The 15675-nt window shown below is 39.3% G+C and carries 17 protein-coding genes and 2 other annotated features; of the genes, 16 read left to right on the forward strand and 1 reads right to left on the reverse strand.

Going from position 1 to position 15675, the window contains the following annotated elements:
* Window positions 1-155: 155 nt before the first annotated feature.
* Window positions 156-305 carry an isochorismatase gene (locus tag IGI47_RS02905; RefSeq protein WP_311930851.1) on the reverse strand — a complete coding sequence of 50 codons (150 nt, stop codon included), beginning with the start codon at window positions 303-305 and terminating at the stop codon, window positions 156-158.
* Window positions 306-453: 148 nt separating this feature from the next.
* Between IGI47_RS02905 and IGI47_RS02910 the strand changes: the two genes are divergently transcribed.
* The 16 genes from IGI47_RS02910 to IGI47_RS02985 all read left to right on the forward strand — a co-directional run bounded on the left by IGI47_RS02910 (window position 454) and on the right by IGI47_RS02985 (window position 15446).
* On the forward strand, window positions 454-1209 hold the full coding sequence (locus IGI47_RS02910) for a TIM44-like domain-containing protein (protein WP_438783273.1): 756 nt from the start codon (window positions 454-456) through the stop codon (window positions 1207-1209).
* Between the two features lie 147 nt (window positions 1210-1356).
* Window positions 1357-1956 carry an NUDIX hydrolase gene (locus tag IGI47_RS02915; protein ID WP_311930849.1) on the forward strand — a complete coding sequence of 200 codons (600 nt, stop codon included), beginning with the start codon at window positions 1357-1359 and terminating at the stop codon, window positions 1954-1956.
* Between the two features lie 45 nt (window positions 1957-2001).
* Window positions 2002-2229 (forward strand) — a binding site (T-box leader).
* Window positions 2230-2271: 42 nt separating this feature from the next.
* Window positions 2272-2502: a binding site (T-box leader), on the forward strand.
* Window positions 2503-2561: 59 nt separating this feature from the next.
* Complete coding sequence (gene trpE, locus IGI47_RS02920; RefSeq protein WP_438783275.1) at window positions 2562-3926, forward strand: anthranilate synthase component I; 1365 nt, start codon at window positions 2562-2564, stop codon at window positions 3924-3926.
* Entirely contained in the window at window positions 3923-4465 is a 543-nt protein-coding gene (locus IGI47_RS02925; RefSeq protein WP_438783277.1) for an anthranilate synthase component II, read from the forward strand. The genes trpE and IGI47_RS02925 overlap by 4 nt, the downstream gene beginning before the upstream one ends.
* Window positions 4449-5447 (forward strand): anthranilate phosphoribosyltransferase, encoded by a 999-nt coding sequence (gene trpD, locus IGI47_RS02930; protein ID WP_438783279.1) that lies wholly within the window; start codon window positions 4449-4451, stop codon window positions 5445-5447. The genes IGI47_RS02925 and trpD overlap by 17 nt, the downstream gene beginning before the upstream one ends.
* Before the next feature lie 11 nt (window positions 5448-5458).
* Window positions 5459-6202 (forward strand): indole-3-glycerol phosphate synthase TrpC, encoded by a 744-nt coding sequence (gene trpC / locus IGI47_RS02935; RefSeq protein WP_438783280.1) that lies wholly within the window; start codon window positions 5459-5461, stop codon window positions 6200-6202.
* An 11-nt stretch (window positions 6203-6213) separates the two neighbouring features.
* Window positions 6214-6816 (forward strand): phosphoribosylanthranilate isomerase, encoded by a 603-nt coding sequence (locus tag IGI47_RS02940; protein ID WP_438783282.1) that lies wholly within the window; start codon window positions 6214-6216, stop codon window positions 6814-6816.
* An 80-nt stretch (window positions 6817-6896) separates the two neighbouring features.
* Window positions 6897-8084 carry a tryptophan synthase subunit beta gene (gene trpB, locus IGI47_RS02945; RefSeq protein WP_311930843.1) on the forward strand — a complete coding sequence of 396 codons (1188 nt, stop codon included), beginning with the start codon at window positions 6897-6899 and terminating at the stop codon, window positions 8082-8084.
* On the forward strand, window positions 8081-8833 hold the full coding sequence (trpA, locus tag IGI47_RS02950; protein WP_311930842.1) for a tryptophan synthase subunit alpha: 753 nt from the start codon (window positions 8081-8083) through the stop codon (window positions 8831-8833). The genes trpB and trpA overlap by 4 nt, the downstream gene beginning before the upstream one ends.
* 498 nt (window positions 8834-9331) lie before the next feature.
* A complete protein-coding gene (locus IGI47_RS02955; RefSeq protein WP_311930841.1) occupies window positions 9332-9784 on the forward strand; it encodes a MarR family winged helix-turn-helix transcriptional regulator in 453 nt (150 codons plus the stop codon).
* A 13-nt stretch (window positions 9785-9797) separates the two neighbouring features.
* Window positions 9798-10337, forward strand: a complete 540-nt coding sequence (locus IGI47_RS02960) for a GNAT family N-acetyltransferase (protein ID WP_311930840.1) — start codon at window positions 9798-9800, stop codon at window positions 10335-10337.
* Complete coding sequence (locus tag IGI47_RS02965) at window positions 10330-11043, forward strand: B3/B4 domain-containing protein (protein WP_438783284.1); 714 nt, start codon at window positions 10330-10332, stop codon at window positions 11041-11043. Before IGI47_RS02960 ends, IGI47_RS02965 begins: the two co-directional genes overlap by 8 nt.
* Before the next feature lie 148 nt (window positions 11044-11191).
* Window positions 11192-11578, forward strand: a complete 387-nt coding sequence (locus tag IGI47_RS02970; RefSeq protein WP_438783285.1) for a glyoxalase — start codon at window positions 11192-11194, stop codon at window positions 11576-11578.
* Window positions 11565-11822, forward strand: coding sequence for a hypothetical protein (locus IGI47_RS02975; protein ID WP_438783287.1), 258 nt, complete (start codon window positions 11565-11567; stop codon window positions 11820-11822). The genes IGI47_RS02970 and IGI47_RS02975 overlap by 14 nt, the downstream gene beginning before the upstream one ends.
* Before the next feature lie 220 nt (window positions 11823-12042).
* Window positions 12043-13353: an NCS2 family permease gene (locus IGI47_RS02980; RefSeq protein WP_311930836.1), complete on the forward strand. Its 1311-nt coding sequence runs from the start codon at window positions 12043-12045 to the stop codon at window positions 13351-13353.
* Window positions 13354-13817: 464 nt separating this feature from the next.
* A complete protein-coding gene (locus IGI47_RS02985) occupies window positions 13818-15446 on the forward strand; it encodes a glycoside hydrolase family 13 protein (protein WP_311930835.1) in 1629 nt (542 codons plus the stop codon).
* Window positions 15447-15675: the final 229 nt, after the last annotated feature.

Genomic DNA, 15675 nt, shown 5'->3' on the forward strand with positions numbered 1-15675 from the left:
ATGGTTAAACCATTAAAACAAAAGCTACCGTCTTTTTAACGGTTCTACATGGGGGCTATGTTCGCGCATAGCTCCTTTTCTTTATATTAGCTTAGATTGTTGATTCTTACAAGTACAATGTACACATAGGATTAAAATTATTTTGGAAGTTTAGATTATTGAACAAAGATGATTGGTCGCCCGGAATAGTTATGTATCAAAGAATTAACAGTTAGAACTAATTGTTCGAGATGATCGATTGATTGGTCTTCTTGGTGGCAGATGCCATTTTGAAGATCGATGATCAGTAATGCATCAGCAAGCATGTGTACTTCCCCCTAAATTGTTGAACGCTGTCGTTTTGTGAAGAGAATGGATCACAGAACAATAAATTAGATACATTGTAATACATGTTGACGTGCAAAGAAACAAAGGATATGATTTTTATACTATTTTAGTTAAAAGAGGATAATGATGAAAAAGATAATCGGTCTAGTTGTGAGTTTAGGATGTTTCTTCGTTTTATTTGCTATGCCAACCACTTGTTTTGCAGTTGCTGGTGGACATGGCGGTGGTAGTTTTGGTAGTAGCGGTGGCGGTTTTAGTCGTGGAGGATTTTCGATTGGTAATAGATCAAGTTCTCGTGGCTATATGAACACAGGAGGAAGATATTATAGCGATTATGAAACAAGTAACTATCCTATGGGTCGTGGAATGTGGATCGCACCGCTTGCGATCATCGGTTCTTATGGTTTCAGGAGCTATAAACGGAATAAAGCCGAACGCAAGCGTAAAGATGTTCTATTTGCTGCTATGCCAGGAACCAAACAACAAAAAAAAGAGTTATGTGCAACAGTAGAAAATATCTTTCTGACCATTCAAAATGCTTGGGATCATGAAACTCTCGAGAAAGTGAGAAACTGCTATACACAACGTCTATTTGAGGAACACCAACGGGTACTGCAGGAAAATGAAGCGGATGGGGTCAAGAATCATACTAAAAAGGTAAGTATCCAATCCTTAGAAAATTATCGGAAAATCCACGAAGATAGCTTCTCAATCCGTATTGATTTTAGTTGTTTCGATTACACGATCAATCGGGGAGATAGACGGGTTATTTTAGGCAGCCGTAGGAGACAACAGCAATTTTCTCAAATATGGTACTTTGATTATGATCAGAAAGCAAATATCTGGAGAGCAGACTTTGTTCAACCAATTTACACAGATTAAACGATCCATAGACGATAGCTCATAAATCATGTGGATAAGTGAAGTAATGGAAAAATTAAAATTGTGCTACGTTCAAGTGGACGGATTTGTCAGTTGGTCCAAACATCCTTATACTTGAGAAAAGGATATCGATAAAGGAGAAACGAGATGCAGACCAGATTTGATCAGTACAGAAGACTATTGACGATTGCAGAAGCAGGTTTACTTTATGGAAAAGATGTATTTGATAAAGAAAGATATGAAGAGCTGCGGACAATAGCTCTTGAATTATTGAGTGGGATTGGTACAGAAACTTCAGCTGAACTAGTTCGTTTAACAGAGCAAAACGAAGGATATCCCACACCGAAAATCGATGTTCGAGCCTACATCAAGCAGGAGGATAAAGTTCTCTTGATCGAAGATAAGCGGACAAAGGAATGGGCACTGCCGGGGGGATTTGCAGAAGTTGGGCTTTCGCCTAAAGAAAATATCGAAAAAGAAGTTGAAGAAGAAACGGGGCTCATCGTGACAGCAGATAAACTACTTGCTTTATTCGATACGAATGTAAGAAAAGATGTTCCGCAACTTTTTCAATATTATAAGCTTGTTTTTTCTTGTACTATCCTGGCCGGCTCATTTGTGGAAAATAGTGAAACATCAAATAGTGCTTTTTTTGCTTTAGATGAGTTGCCACCTTTATCGATCAAGCGAACGACGAAGGAACAATTGGCAATTTTAGCCAACGGACCGTTACCTTATTTTGACTAAAAAAAGTATTGACAAGTAAAATAAGAGAGCGTATTATTATCGAAAATAAGTGTCTTACAAAAGAGAAGTAACAGGATTGATCTTTTCAGAGAGCTGATGGGGCTGCGAATCAGTAAGTGGATCATGTGAAATGGACTTTTGGACTGAAGTGTTGAATTAAGTAGGGACTTCCGGGTACTCCCGTTATAGAGAAAGACCGTTGTTAGACGGTCGATAGAGATATGCTTTTTTAGTGTATGATTGAGGTGGCACCGTGGAATTTCCGCCCTCAAGTTGGACTTCGTCTGACTTGGGGGCTTTTTTGTATTTTAGATAAAAAAATCAATGACAAGAGAAGTAGCTAAGAAAAGAAAAATCACAGAAAATTTCCGATGATGAGAAGGAAGTATTTTTTGCTTAGTGAATGGACTTGTCCGAGCATCCTTGAACCAAAGTAGGGGATGACGGGAACTCCCGTTACAGAGAAAGACCATTATTAGATGGTTGATAGAGATATGCTTTTTTAGCATATGATTGAGGTGGCACCGTGGTACATCCGCCCTCAAGTTGGACTTCGTCTGACTTGGGGGCTTTTTTGTTTACATAAAAGGAAGGAAGAGAAAAAAATGAGAAAAACGAAGAAAATCAATGGCGATTGTTTAACGCCAATCAATTTGTATTATCGCCTGCGAGATGAAAAAAGTTGTTTATTGGAAAGTATCCCCAGAGAAAAAGAAAATGGCAGATATTCAGTCATTGCATTTAATCCAGCACATCACGTCACATATGCAGAAGGAGAGTTTTCGTTTGATGAAACGACGTACCGCTGTAAGGACCCGCTGAAAGAACTTGAAAAATATGTGTTGGTTGAAGAAGAACTACATGAAGAGCTTCCATTTCAAGGTGGGGCGATTGGCTATGTAGGCTATGACATTGCGGCATGTTACGAGGAGATCGGAACGATTCCAGAAGATGAATTGGGCTTACCAGACATGCAATTTTATCTCTACGAATCATTCGTGATCTATGATCATCAACAGCAAGAAATAACTATCGTTGCGAGCAATAGCTACAGCCATGAAACGGAAGAAGTGTTAGCACAACGATTAGAAACTATCGAGCAAAAAATCAGAACAATGAATGAAGCAGAAGGAAGTGAGCTACCTTCGTTGTCCTTACAATTTAAGAGTAATTTTTCACAAGAAAAATTTGAACAGATCGTTACAGAAGCAAAACAAAAAATCAGAGAGGGTGATTTATTCCAAGTGGTTCCTTCACAACGATTAAGCGTAGATTTTACGATTGATCCTTTTGATTACTATCGTCAATTACGAGTGACCAGCCCTTCTTCTTATCTTTATTTTTTACCATTCCCTCAAGCAACGATTATCGGGAGTTCCCCTGAAAGTTTAGTTCGAGTCAAAGGGGAGGTCGTGACAACGAACCCGATTGCCGGCACTCGAAAACGTGGGGCAAGTAAAGAGCTGGATGATCAGTTAGCAAAAGAACTGATAAGCGATCCGAAAGAAATTGCAGAACACCAGATGTTAGTCGATCTAGGGCGCAATGATCTGGGGAAAATCGCACAACATGGTTCTGTAACTGTTCCTCTTTTCATGACAGTTGAACGTTACCGCTTTGTCATTCATATCGTTTCACTTGTGCAAGCCCGATTGAAAACTGGCTTTTCTGCGATGGATGCGCTGAAAGCAACTTTACCGGCAGGAACGGTCAGCGGGGCACCTAAGATTCGCGCAATGACTCGCATTTACGAGTGGGAGCCAGTGAAACGCTCGATTTATGCAGGCGCAGTTGGCTACTTTTCGCAAGACAACCAAGCAGATTTTGCCATTGCTATTCGTACGATGGTAGTGAAAGGCAAAAAAGCGTACGTGCAAGCAGGTGCGGGGATTGTTTATGATTCTGATCCGACAAGCGAGTATTTTGAAACATTACAAAAAGCGAAAGGACTATTGGAGGTAAGAAAATGATTTTATTAGTCGATAATTATGATTCTTTTACGTATAACTTGGTTCATTTACTTCCAGATACGGAGATCATCGTCTTACGAAATGACGACCAACGACTGTTGGAAGTCGCTCGCAAAGCAGATGGCATCATTCTTTCACCGGGACCTGGAAAACCAGCAGAAGCAGGTGATCTAGAAAAATTGATCCGATTGTTCTATCAAACGAAACCAATTTTAGGGATATGTCTGGAGCATCAAGCCATTGGTGAAGTATTTGGTGCAAAGATCGTATCTGCACCCACAATCATGCATGGGAAGCAATCGGTGATCAACCACAAGAAAATCATGCGTTATCATTCATTGATTGTGTCAAAAGAACATTTCCCGGAAGTACTGTGTATCACCGCAGAAGTGGATGGCTACATCATGGCAATGAAACATCGGGAATACCCGATATATGGACTGCAATTCCATCCAGAATCTATCGGTACTGAAAATGGGGAAGACTATTTAACGGAATTTTTACAGAAAGTAGGGATTACTGATGCAACAACTATTTGAACGTATCTATCAGCAAAAAGATTTATCACAAGCAGAAATGGAACAATTAGCGACTGCGATGTTTGATCAAGAAGTGACCGCAAACCAGATCAGCGGTGTGTTGATCGGGTTGAAGGTAAAAGGGGCAAGTACAGAAGAATTGACAGGCTTGGCTCATGTGATGCAAAAGCGGGCGATTCCAATGGAAAAAGCACCAACTGGGGTAATGGATAATTGTGGTACTGGTGGCGATCATTCAGAAAGTTTCAATATCAGTACGACAGCGGCATTTGTTCTTGCAGGTGGGGGAATCCCTATGGCAAAACATGGCAATCGCAGTATCTCAAGCCGCTCTGGAAGTGCAGATGTGTTGGAAGCCTTAGGCGTTACCATCACCAACAGCAAAGAACAAATTGATCATCTTTTAAAAAACGTTGGGATTGCTTTTCTCTTTGCCCCTGCAATGCATCCTGCAATGAGAGCAGTCATGAGTGTGCGTAAAGAATTAGCTACACCCACGATCTTTAACTTGATTGGTCCATTGATCAATCCTTATCCATTAGAGTATCAACTGATGGGGACCTATGCAGGAGATTCACTAGCATCAACTGCTGAAACATTAGGAAAGTTAGGGAGAAAACAGGCACTAGTTCTTCATGGCTATCAGGGAATGGACGAAGCCAATTTGGGCGGCAAGACCCATTGTGCTTTTTATCAGTTAGGAAAAGTCAGCGAATTTTCATTTTCACCAGAAGAAGTGGGCTTGGAGTCACTGCCATTGACTGCCATTACCGGAGGCGATGTTCAAAAAAATAAAGAGATTCTATTATCGGTATTAAAAGGTGAGAAAACACCATATTACGAAACGATTCTCCTAAATGCGGGATTAGGTTTTCTAGCAGGTGCTAAAGTTCAGTCAATTAGAGAAGGCATCAAGGAAGCAGAACAAGTGATTCAATCAGGTGCAGCATTTGATACATTACAAAATTTATTAAAAGAATAGTAGGTGAGCGGATGGATTTTTTAGAGAAAATCTTAAAAGAAAAAGCAAATGAAGTGAACAACTTAACGCCGGTCGAAAAACGAGTAGAGAAACAGCGGCCTTCCTTTTATCAAACGATAAAAGGAAATCCTAAAAAAGTACATATCATTGGAGAAATCAAACGAGCTTCTCCTTCTAAAGGCCTGATCAATGGAACGGTTGATATTTTGCAACAGGCGAAAACATATGAAAAAGCTGGTGTCAGTGCCATCTCTGTATTGACCGATCCTGTCTTTTTCAATGGAACGATCCATGATTTGACAGCAGTTGCTCAAGTAGTTGATGTACCGGTGTTATGTAAGGATTTCATTATTGATGAACAGCAGATCATACGAGCAAAACAAGCAGGTGCAAGTCTGATTTTACTGATTGTTGCGGCTTTGCCCAAGATAAGATTGAAGGAATTGCATGAGTATGCGACTGAGTTAGGCTTAGAAGTCTTAGTGGAAACTCACGATGCCAAGGAATTAGCAACTGCGAAAGAAATCGGCGCTACGATCATTGGGGTCAATAATCGCAACTTAAAGACCTTCCAAGTCAGCTTACAGACCAGTATTGATTTGAGTCAGCTAGAAGGTCGATGTATTTATATCAGTGAGTCTGGCTTTAAAACAGCACAGGATGTTGAGAAAATCAGTCAAAATTATCAAGGGATCTTGGTAGGTGAAACGCTGATGAGAGCAGGAAACGTGGAAGAAAAAGTAAAGGAATTGTAGGTGTCGAGAAGATGACTGAGATCAAGATTTGTGGATTGACGACAAAAACGGCGATCGATACAGCAATTCAATCTGGGGCCTTTTATCTCGGATTTGTTTTCGCAGAGAGTCCAAGAAAAATCACTCCCGAAAACGTTCGTACACTTACACAAGATCTTCCTGAAAAAGTAAAAAAAGTCGGGGTGTTTGTTTCACCTACAAAAGATTTCGTCGAAGAGATTGTTAAGATCGCGCAACTTGATTTCGTTCAGATCCATGGAGAAAAAAAGTTTCAGCAGTTGGATGTTCCGATTATTCGAGCAAAAAGTGTGACTAAAAACGTGTCATTGGCAGTAGCGACTGGTGAAGATTTTCTTTTACTGGATGCTCCACCTGCTAAATATATGGGCGGGAATGGTCAGCGTTTTGATTGGTCAGCTGTCGCAGTACAGCAGTTAGAAAAAGAAAAGTTGTGGTTAGCTGGCGGTTTGACAGCTGAAAATGTGGAAGAAGCCATTGCTTATTTCCATCCGAAAGTAGTGGATGTATCAAGTGGTGTCGAGACAGATGGGAAAAAGGATCTAGCAAAAATCAGCGCATTTTGTGAAGCAGTGAGAATTGCTGATAACAGCTGAAACGTACAGGATACGTTGAAAGCAACGCGATAAAAAGGCATGACACAAAATCGTCTATCAGTAAAAAAGGAGGAAACAACATGTACCAACAACCGAATGAACAAGGATTTTATGGGGAATTTGGTGGACAATTCGTCCCAGAAACCTTGATGTACGCAGTCAAAGAATTGACAGAAACTTATGAAGAAACAAAAACAGATGAGGAATTCCAGAAAGAATTTGCCTACTATTTAAAGCAATATGTAGGACGTGAGAATCCACTTTATTTTGCACAACGATTAACAGAACATCTTGGTGGTGCGAAGATATATTTGAAACGGGAAGACTTGAATCATACAGGAGCCCATAAAATCAACAATGCATTAGGTCAAGTACTGTTAGCCAAACGAATGGGTAAAAAGAAAGTTGTAGCAGAAACAGGAGCAGGGCAACATGGAGTCGCTACGGCTACTGCGGCTGCTTTGTTCGGGATGGAATGTACGATCTTTATGGGAGAAATAGATATCAAACGCCAAGAACTGAATGTCTTTCGGATGGAGTTATTAGGTGCGAAGGTAGTTAGTGTGACTTCTGGCAGTAAGACACTCAAAGATGCAGTCAACGAGGCATTACGCTATTGGGTCGAACATGTAGAAGATACACATTACGTCATGGGATCAGTCCTAGGCCCGCATCCGTTTCCTGAAATTGTGCGGGATTACCAAAGCGTGATTGGAACTGAAGCACGTCGCCAGATTTTAGAAGCAGAAGGCCGGTTACCTGATGTGGCGATTGCATGTGTTGGTGGGGGAAGCAATTCAATGGGATTGTTTTATCCTTTCCTCAATGATCCAGTACGATTGATTGGTGTTGAAGCTTCAGGGCATGGCTTGGATACCAGTGAACATGCTGCATCGATCAATAAAGGAAGTGTTGGCGTGCTGCATGGAGCGAAGATGCACTTGCTTCAAGATGATGATGGGCAAGTCATTGAAGCATTTTCTATTTCTGCAGGTCTGGATTACCCAGGAATCGGGCCAGAACATTCTTATTTATATACTAGTGGACGTGCAGAATATGCAGCAATCACCGATCGTGAAGCTGTTGAGGCATTCCATCTTTTGTCTGAAAAAGAGGGGGTCATTCCAGCATTGGAAAGTTCCCATGCGTTAGCTCATGTCATGAATTTAGCACCAACTATGGCTAAAGATGAATTGATCGTCGTTTGCTTATCAGGTCGTGGGGACAAAGATGTGCAACAAATCAAAGAAATGGAGGAACAAGCATGAAACCTTTAACCCTTTATTTGGAAAATCAAACAACAAAACCTTTATTCATTCCTTATATCATGGCTGGCGCACAGGGCCTAGAACATTTACCAGAAGAAATCGAGATGTTAGCAAAAAGCGGAGCAACTGCAATTGAGTTAGGGATCCCTTTTTCCGATCCAGTAGCAGATGGTCCCACTATTCAAGAAGCTGGTTTGAATGCCTTCAAACATCAGGTAACACTAAAGAAAATCATTGCAGTATTACAAGATTATCGCTCACCAGTCCCTTTGATTTTAATGGGATATAGTAATTCATTCTTTCATTACGGTGTGAAGAAACTTGTAGATGATTTAAAAGATTGTCATGTCCAAGGGTTCATCATTCCGGATCTCCCTTATGAGCACTGTGACTTGGTTTTGCCTGATCTAGGCGACATTGCACTGATCCAATTGGTTTCTTTGACTAGTCCGAGTGAACGAATCGACACTTTAGTAAAAGAAGCAGAAGGCTTTATCTATGCGGTAACGATCAACGGAACAACTGGAGTCAATAAAACCTATCAGCAAAATCTGACAGAGCATCTAAAAGAAATCAAACAAAAAAGTGCGATTCCTGTTTTAGCAGGTTTTGGCATTTCAAAAGCAGAACATGTCCGGCGATTTGCGCAGTGTTGCGATGGAGTAGTAGTAGGATCTAAGATTGTCCATTCCTTACAAGTAGATGGATTGACCAAAACACAAGAATTGATTGGGGAACTCTTGCGTTAAAAGAGCAATATTCACAATAGTTGGGGCTATTGAGGAAGCAACTCGTTAAATAATCAAAAAGATGTTCAGGTATAATGAAAGTGGAGGAAAGAGGTCGAAACAAAAGTCGTTTAGGTATGAGAAATTGGATAAAAGAGGCCGGGACAGAAGTGTTTAACTCCGAGAAATAAGAAGAAATTAACGAAAATTGCTGTTTAAATTTTTGTGGATTTCGGCTTATTTAAGAAGGAGTTGCTTCTGCTCCCACCGTTTATTTGTTTTTAAAGAATGAGACAAAAGTGTTTCTTACTTTTGTCTCACGCTTTTTTTTGAAATTTCCGAAAGACCTGACTTTTAGACGCCGTTTATTCGAGAGTCTGTAGTAAACCTACTTTTTAGATTTGTCCCACATGCTTTTTCCACATAATCAGGATTGACCGTTCTTTTTTGGTTAAAAATTGTTGCATTTGCAACTAAAAAGTGTAAAATAATACTAACATTTAACCAAAGGAGGACAAGATGGACGACATCATTAGAGAAATCGGGATGATTTCTCGAGCCTTAGATTCGATCAGCAATATTGAATTCAAAGAAATCGAATTAACAAGAGGTCAATACCTTTATTTGGTACGTATTTGTGAACATCCTGGAATCATCCAAGAAAAATTAGCAGAAATGATCAAAGTCGATCGAACGACGACGGCACGAGCAATCAAACGGTTGGAAGAAAAAGGAATGGTTCAAAGTGCGGCAGATCAGATAAATAAAAAAATCAAGAAACTCTATCCGACAGATAAAGGTAAAAAAATCTATCCATTTATCATTCGTGAGCATCATTATTCCAATCAGGTAGCAGTTGAAGGATTGACACCAGAAGAAGTTGAACAATTACAGAAGCTGTTAAAAAAAGTTCGACAAAATGTGAGTGAGGATTGGAATTTTGTAAAAAAGGGCAACAAAAGAATTTATTGAAAGGAAAAGGCAAGTGGAGAAAATCGAAATCAAGAAAATGACTGCTTCAGATGCGGAACTTCTTCAAACAATCAGTATTGAAACCTATCGAGATACGTTTGGCGAATATAACAGTGAGGAACTGATGCGCATTTATTTAGATGAGGCATATGAGATCAATAAATTGATGAAAGAACTGCAAAATGAACAATCAGAATTTTACTGGGCAATGGTTGATGGCGAGATCGCAGGTTATTTGAAACTGAATGTTGACCAAGCACAATCAGAAAAAATGGGGAATCATTTTTTAGAAATTGAGCGGATCTATGTACGCAGTGCATTTAAAGCAAATGGAATTGGCTCAAAACTTATGGAACTTGCTATCCAACGAGCGCAAGAACAACAAAAAGAAGCAATTTGGTTAGGCGTATGGGAACACAATCACCCAGCCCTGCGCTTTTACAAGAAACATGGTTTTTCGCATCATAGCGAACATATTTTTTATATGGGTGATGACGCTCAAACAGATTATATTTTTGTCAAAAAAATCAATGGAGGAGAAATGAATGAATAAAGTAATTGTAGACTCAACTTTTTGGGAAGTTTTCCCTGAAGCAACGATCGAAGTCTTAACTGTTGAAGGTATCGATAATCATGTCCAAGAAGACCAAGAAGAAACCTATCATCATTTATTGAATCAGGCAGCAAAAGAAGTAAGAACGTATCTAACAGAAGAACCCTTCAGTCAAAATGAAGTGATTGCACAGTGGCGCCAAGCTTTTGCGCAATTCAAAACAAAAAAAGGGGCACGCTCTTCTATTGAAGCATTATTGAAAAGGGCCAATCAAGAACGTGAATTTTACCCAATCAATCCTTTGGTAGATATTTACAATAGTATCTCACTAAAATATGGTGTGCCATGTGGTGGGGAAGATATTGCGAAAATCCAAGGAGATCTGCATTTAGGAAAGGCAAAAGGTGGAGAAAACTTCTTACCTCTAGGAGCAGACGAAGATGCGCCAGCGTTGCCAGAAGAAATCATCTACTATGATGAAGAAGGTGCTATTTGCCGTTGCTTCAATTGGCGAGAAGCACAGCGGACAATGCTTACCGAAGAAACTGCGCATGCTGTATTGGTCATCGAATCAATCAATCCAGAACAAGCAAAACGTGGGAACGAAGCAATCCTTGAATTAAAGAAAATGATCGATCAAACATTCCATGTGACAAGCAATCATTACACTTTAACAAAAAATCAAACAGAAGTAACAATCAATTAAAAAAATAAGCCTCACCAATAAGAACTCTCTACCATGTGCTTGAAAGTGTTCTCGCATTGGTAGAGGTTTTTTTCGTAGAATCCGCTTTCGTGATATAATAGAAGCAATTATTTTCCCTATACAAAAGGAAATAAAAGGAGGACATAAAATGATCGGTAAAACTCGTGTGATGCTCTATGCAGAAGATGTTGAAAAAATCAGTCAGTTTTTTATCGAAAAACTAGGAGCGACAGTCAGCGAAACAGTTGAATTACCAGAAGAGTTCCACAGTGTGATAGTAGCGATCTCTTCTGAATTTGAATTAGGTATTTTCCCTAAAGTTTTTGTGCAACGCTTTTCACCAGAAGTATTAGGTACGTCTCCATCAATACTATTTTTTACCGATCGATTTGAGGAAATCTATGAACAAATGGAAAATCCTGGTGAAATCACGGACAACAACGGTGTTTTGACATTTAATTTTTCCGATCTGGAAGGAAACTATTTTGTGATTGGCCAGATGGAAAGAAAGGAAGAAGAAAATGAGTCTAACTGAAAAAATGGAAGTGTACTTAAAAGAGCGGCGGGGAGAAAAAAGTGAAAAGTTAAGAAAGAAAAATAGTGAATCTGGCAAAGATTGTACAAAAGGCTGGGGCAATATGGTCAATACTGGCTTTGGTGGATTGAATTCAATGAATCATGCACATGATACGGTAACAAGTTGGCAACATGAAATTGACAATAAGGCGTTTATTGCAGAAGAACAGCGACGAATTGCTCGCGAAAACACGAAAAAATAAGAGCATACGAAAAGAATTTAAGTTTTGAATAAAAAGCTAATGTTCACGCTAAAAGTCTTAATGGTAAAAATAAAGGATTAATGTTCGGATTTTGCTTAAAATCCGAATTTTTTATTTACTTATGTTATTATTTAGTATATGATTAACCTCGTTGTTTTATTAATAAAACTAATTTTTAAAGGACTTTTTTATAAATGTTCGGCTTTTAGGGGGATGGAAGATGAAGGAAAAAATACTTTCCTACTTCGAGATTGAAAAACTAGGTACAACAGTTAAAAGAGAGGTACTTGCTGGTTTCACGACGTTTATTTCAATGGCGTATATTTTATTTGTGAATCCAACCGTTTTAGGTGCTTCTGGTATGGATGAGGGAGCAGTATTTACTGCTACTGCTTTGGCGAGTGCAATCGGCTGTATTTTGATGGGTGTTTTAGCACGTTACCCAATTGGAACGGCGCCAGCTTTAGGAATCAATGCCTTTTTTGCTTATTCTGTTTGTTTAGGAATGGGTATTCCTTGGGAAACAGCTTTAGCAGGAGTTTTTGTTGCTTCATTGATCTTTATTTTGATCACGATCTTTAAATTGCGTGAAATGATCATCGACGCAATACCTGCAGACTTGAAATATGCTATTTCAGGTGGGATTGGTTTGTTTATTGCTTTTCTTGGTTTAAGTGAAGGTGGCATCATCGTTTCGAATAAATCGACTTTAGTTGGACTAGGTTCCTTAAGTGTAGGAACGACATGGCTTACTATCTTTGGACTAGCGATCACAGCGATTTTGCTTGTTCGTCGTGTTCCTGGAGGTATTTTTATTGGGATGGCAGCAACGACATTTTTAGGCTTGATCACTGGATTGATTCCAATGCCGTCTCAAATCGTTTCAGCTGCACCAAGTTTGAAACCAACATTCTTGGTTGCCCTAAAACATGTAGGGGATATCAATTCTCTACAAATGTGGGTGGTCGTGTTAACTTTCTTACTGGTCACTTTCTTTGATACGGCAGGTACATTAGTTGGTCTTGCCAATCAAGCTGGTTTCATGAAAGACAATAAAATGCCACGTGTTGGAAAAGCATTAGCTTCTGACTCAACAGCAATGCTTGCAGGTTCTTTATTAGGAACATCACCAGTTGGTGCGTTTGTTGAATCATCAGCAGGAATCGCAGTCGGTGGTCGCTCAGGGATCACAGCTGTGACAACAGGGATCTTCTTCTTGTTAGGATTGTTCTTCTCACCACTATTATCTGTCGTTACTTCTCAAGTGACAGCACCAGCGTTGATCATGGTCGGTGTCTTGATGGCACAATCATTACGACAAATCGAATGGGGCAAATTAGAGATCGCTATTCCTTCATTCTTGATTTTGATTGGTATGCCGTTGACTTATAGTATCTCAGACGGGATCGCATTAGGATTCATTTTCTATCCAATCACAATGCTTGCTGCAAAACGCGGAAAAGAAGTTTCACCAATCATGTACCTATTATTCTTCGTCTTCATCGGTTTTATGTGGATATTGAACGTGTAATAAAGAATATAGAAAAAATGGGACAGAGGTGTTACGAAGATGTTGCTTTCTGAACCATTTATGTTTGAAAAGGCTGAGACAAAAGTGTTTCTTACTTTTGTCTCACGCTTTTTTTTTTGAAATTTCCGAAAAACTGACTTTTGGACGCCGTTTAGTCGCGAGACTGTAGCAAGCATGATTTTTAGATTTGCCCCACGTTTTTTTTACAGTTCGTCAACTAATCGATAGCTATTCTTCCGTGGGAACTATGGATTAGTAAAAAACTTCTTGTCTTTTTCTATAAGAGAGGTTGATCGAAAAAACTTGTTATCGGTAACAAGTAATGTCCATTCAAAAAGAAATCGCATACCAGCAACATTTAATTGAGTTTAGCAAAAAAAGCGAAGAAAATCGGTATTTACTCCTTTTTATGAAAGCGTTACAATTCTTGGGAGAAGGACATTTTTTTGATAGTGGAGGAAAATATGGAGAAAAAATGGTGGCATCAATCAGTTGTTTATCAGGTCTATCCGCGTAGTTTCCAGGATACGAATGGTGATGGAATCGGTGATTTACAAGGCGTGATTTCAAGATTAGATTATTTGAGTTATTTGGGCATCGATACGATCTGGCTCTCCCCGGTTTACGAATCGCCTAATGATGACAACGGATATGATATTAGTGATTACCAAGCAATCATGGCAGAGTTCGGAACAATGGCTGATATGGAACAATTAATCAGTGAGGCAAAAAAACGGGGAATCAAGATCATTATGGATCTAGTTGTTAACCATACTTCAGATGAGCATATCTGGTTTGTCGAAGCACGGAAAAATAAAGACAATCCTTATAGAGACTATTACATTTGGAGAGATCCATTAAACGGTGATGTTCCTAACCAATTGCGTTCGATATTCAGTGGGTCTGCTTGGCAGTTAGATGAAGCAACTGGTCAGTATTATTTACACCTTTATAGTAAAAAACAACCTGATCTAAATTGGGAGAATGAAAAAGTGCGGCAAGAGATCCATCAAATGATGAATTTTTGGATCGAAAAAGGCATTGGTGGTTTTCGCATGGACGTAATCGATACGATCGGTAAACTACCTGATCAGGGGATAACCAATAATGGGCCTAAGCTACATGAGTATCTGCAAGAAATGAATCAGGCAACGTTTGGCGACAAAGATTTGATGACAGTAGGCGAAACATGGGGAGCAACAACGGAGATTGCCAAGCTATACTCTGACCCTAAGCGCAATGAACTGTCGATGATCTTCCAATTTGAACATGTCGGGTTGGACCAACAAAAAGGAAAAGATAAATGGGATCTTCAACCGTTAAGTATCTCTGAATTAAAAAAAGTACTCTCTAAATGGCAAACCTCTTTAGGGGAAGAAGGTTGGAATAGTCTGTTTTGGAACAACCACGATCTGCCACGAATCATTTCTCGGTGGGGGAATGATCAAGAATACCGTGAAGAAAGTGGGAAAATGTTTGCTATTCTACTGCATATGATGAGGGGAACTCCTTATATTTATCAGGGGGAAGAAATCGGGATGACGAATTATCCCGTCAGTGACATCAGTGAAGTAGAAGATATCGAAAGTATCAATATGTATCATGAACGCCTAGCAGCAGGTTATTCAAAAGAAGAAATCCTACGTTCTATTAATGCAAAAGGACGCGATAATGCACGTACACCGATGCAGTGGGACAATAGCGAAAATGCTGGTTTTACAACTGGGACCCCTTGGTTGCACGTCAACCCGAATCATCAAGAAATCAATGTAGAAAATGCGTTGAAAAATAAAGAGTCTATTTTCTATACGTATAAAAAATTGATTGATTTACGCAAGGAGAATGACAGTATCGTCTGGGGTGAGTACCAATTAGTATACGATACGCCAGAAGAAGTATTTGCCTATCTTCGTTTGGCTGCTAACGAGAAGTGGCTAGTTGTAGGCAATATATCAGACAAAACACAAAAATTTACAGTGCCTAACGGTGATTTTTCGTTAGTAGTCACAAATTACCCACAAGAAACTGTTCCTAAAGGCGAAATAGTATTACGTCCTTATGAAGCTTTTGTCTTACATGCGGATAATAAATAAGCTTGATTGTTCAATTTTTGGAGAGAACAAGTAGTAGCTGGGTATTTTGTATCTGTTTACTGGTATTTCTAATGATAACTAGATAACTGAAAATCAATAAAAAGCTGGAACTTACCTATGTATTAGGTATGTTCCAGTTTTTTTAGTCTAATGCTTAGAGCAAAATGAAGCTTACACAACCTTATCTACGGTGTTCAAAGACCAACTCCTTGAAATAAGTCTGGATTTT

The sequence above is a fragment of the Enterococcus sp. AZ191 genome (assembly GCF_051713845.1).
Classification (GTDB): Bacteria; Bacillota; Bacilli; order Lactobacillales; family Enterococcaceae; genus Enterococcus_B; species Enterococcus_B durans.

Bases quoted from the DNA above. Each gene is read 5' to 3' on its own strand.
- IGI47_RS02905 (WP_311930851.1), bottom strand. From the start codon at position 305: ATGCTTGCTGATGCATTACTGATCATCGATCTTCAAAATGGCATCTGC.
- IGI47_RS02910 (WP_438783273.1), top strand. From the start codon at position 454: ATGAAAAAGATAATCGGTCTAGTTGTGAGTTTAGGATGTTTCTTCGTT.
- IGI47_RS02915 (WP_311930849.1), top strand. From the start codon at position 1,357: ATGCAGACCAGATTTGATCAGTACAGAAGACTATTGACGATTGCAGAA.
- trpE (WP_438783275.1), top strand. From the start codon at position 2,562: ATGAGAAAAACGAAGAAAATCAATGGCGATTGTTTAACGCCAATCAAT.
- IGI47_RS02925 (WP_438783277.1), top strand. From the start codon at position 3,923: ATGATTTTATTAGTCGATAATTATGATTCTTTTACGTATAACTTGGTT.
- trpD (WP_438783279.1), top strand. From the start codon at position 4,449: ATGCAACAACTATTTGAACGTATCTATCAGCAAAAAGATTTATCACAA.
- trpC (WP_438783280.1), top strand. From the start codon at position 5,459: ATGGATTTTTTAGAGAAAATCTTAAAAGAAAAAGCAAATGAAGTGAAC.
- IGI47_RS02940 (WP_438783282.1), top strand. From the start codon at position 6,214: ATGACTGAGATCAAGATTTGTGGATTGACGACAAAAACGGCGATCGAT.
- trpB (WP_311930843.1), top strand. From the start codon at position 6,897: ATGTACCAACAACCGAATGAACAAGGATTTTATGGGGAATTTGGTGGA.
- trpA (WP_311930842.1), top strand. From the start codon at position 8,081: ATGAAACCTTTAACCCTTTATTTGGAAAATCAAACAACAAAACCTTTA.
- IGI47_RS02955 (WP_311930841.1), top strand. From the start codon at position 9,332: ATGGACGACATCATTAGAGAAATCGGGATGATTTCTCGAGCCTTAGAT.
- IGI47_RS02965 (WP_438783284.1), top strand. From the start codon at position 10,330: ATGAATAAAGTAATTGTAGACTCAACTTTTTGGGAAGTTTTCCCTGAA.
- IGI47_RS02970 (WP_438783285.1), top strand. From the start codon at position 11,192: ATGATCGGTAAAACTCGTGTGATGCTCTATGCAGAAGATGTTGAAAAA.
- IGI47_RS02975 (WP_438783287.1), top strand. From the start codon at position 11,565: ATGAGTCTAACTGAAAAAATGGAAGTGTACTTAAAAGAGCGGCGGGGA.
- IGI47_RS02980 (WP_311930836.1), top strand. From the start codon at position 12,043: ATGAAGGAAAAAATACTTTCCTACTTCGAGATTGAAAAACTAGGTACA.
- IGI47_RS02985 (WP_311930835.1), top strand. From the start codon at position 13,818: ATGGAGAAAAAATGGTGGCATCAATCAGTTGTTTATCAGGTCTATCCG.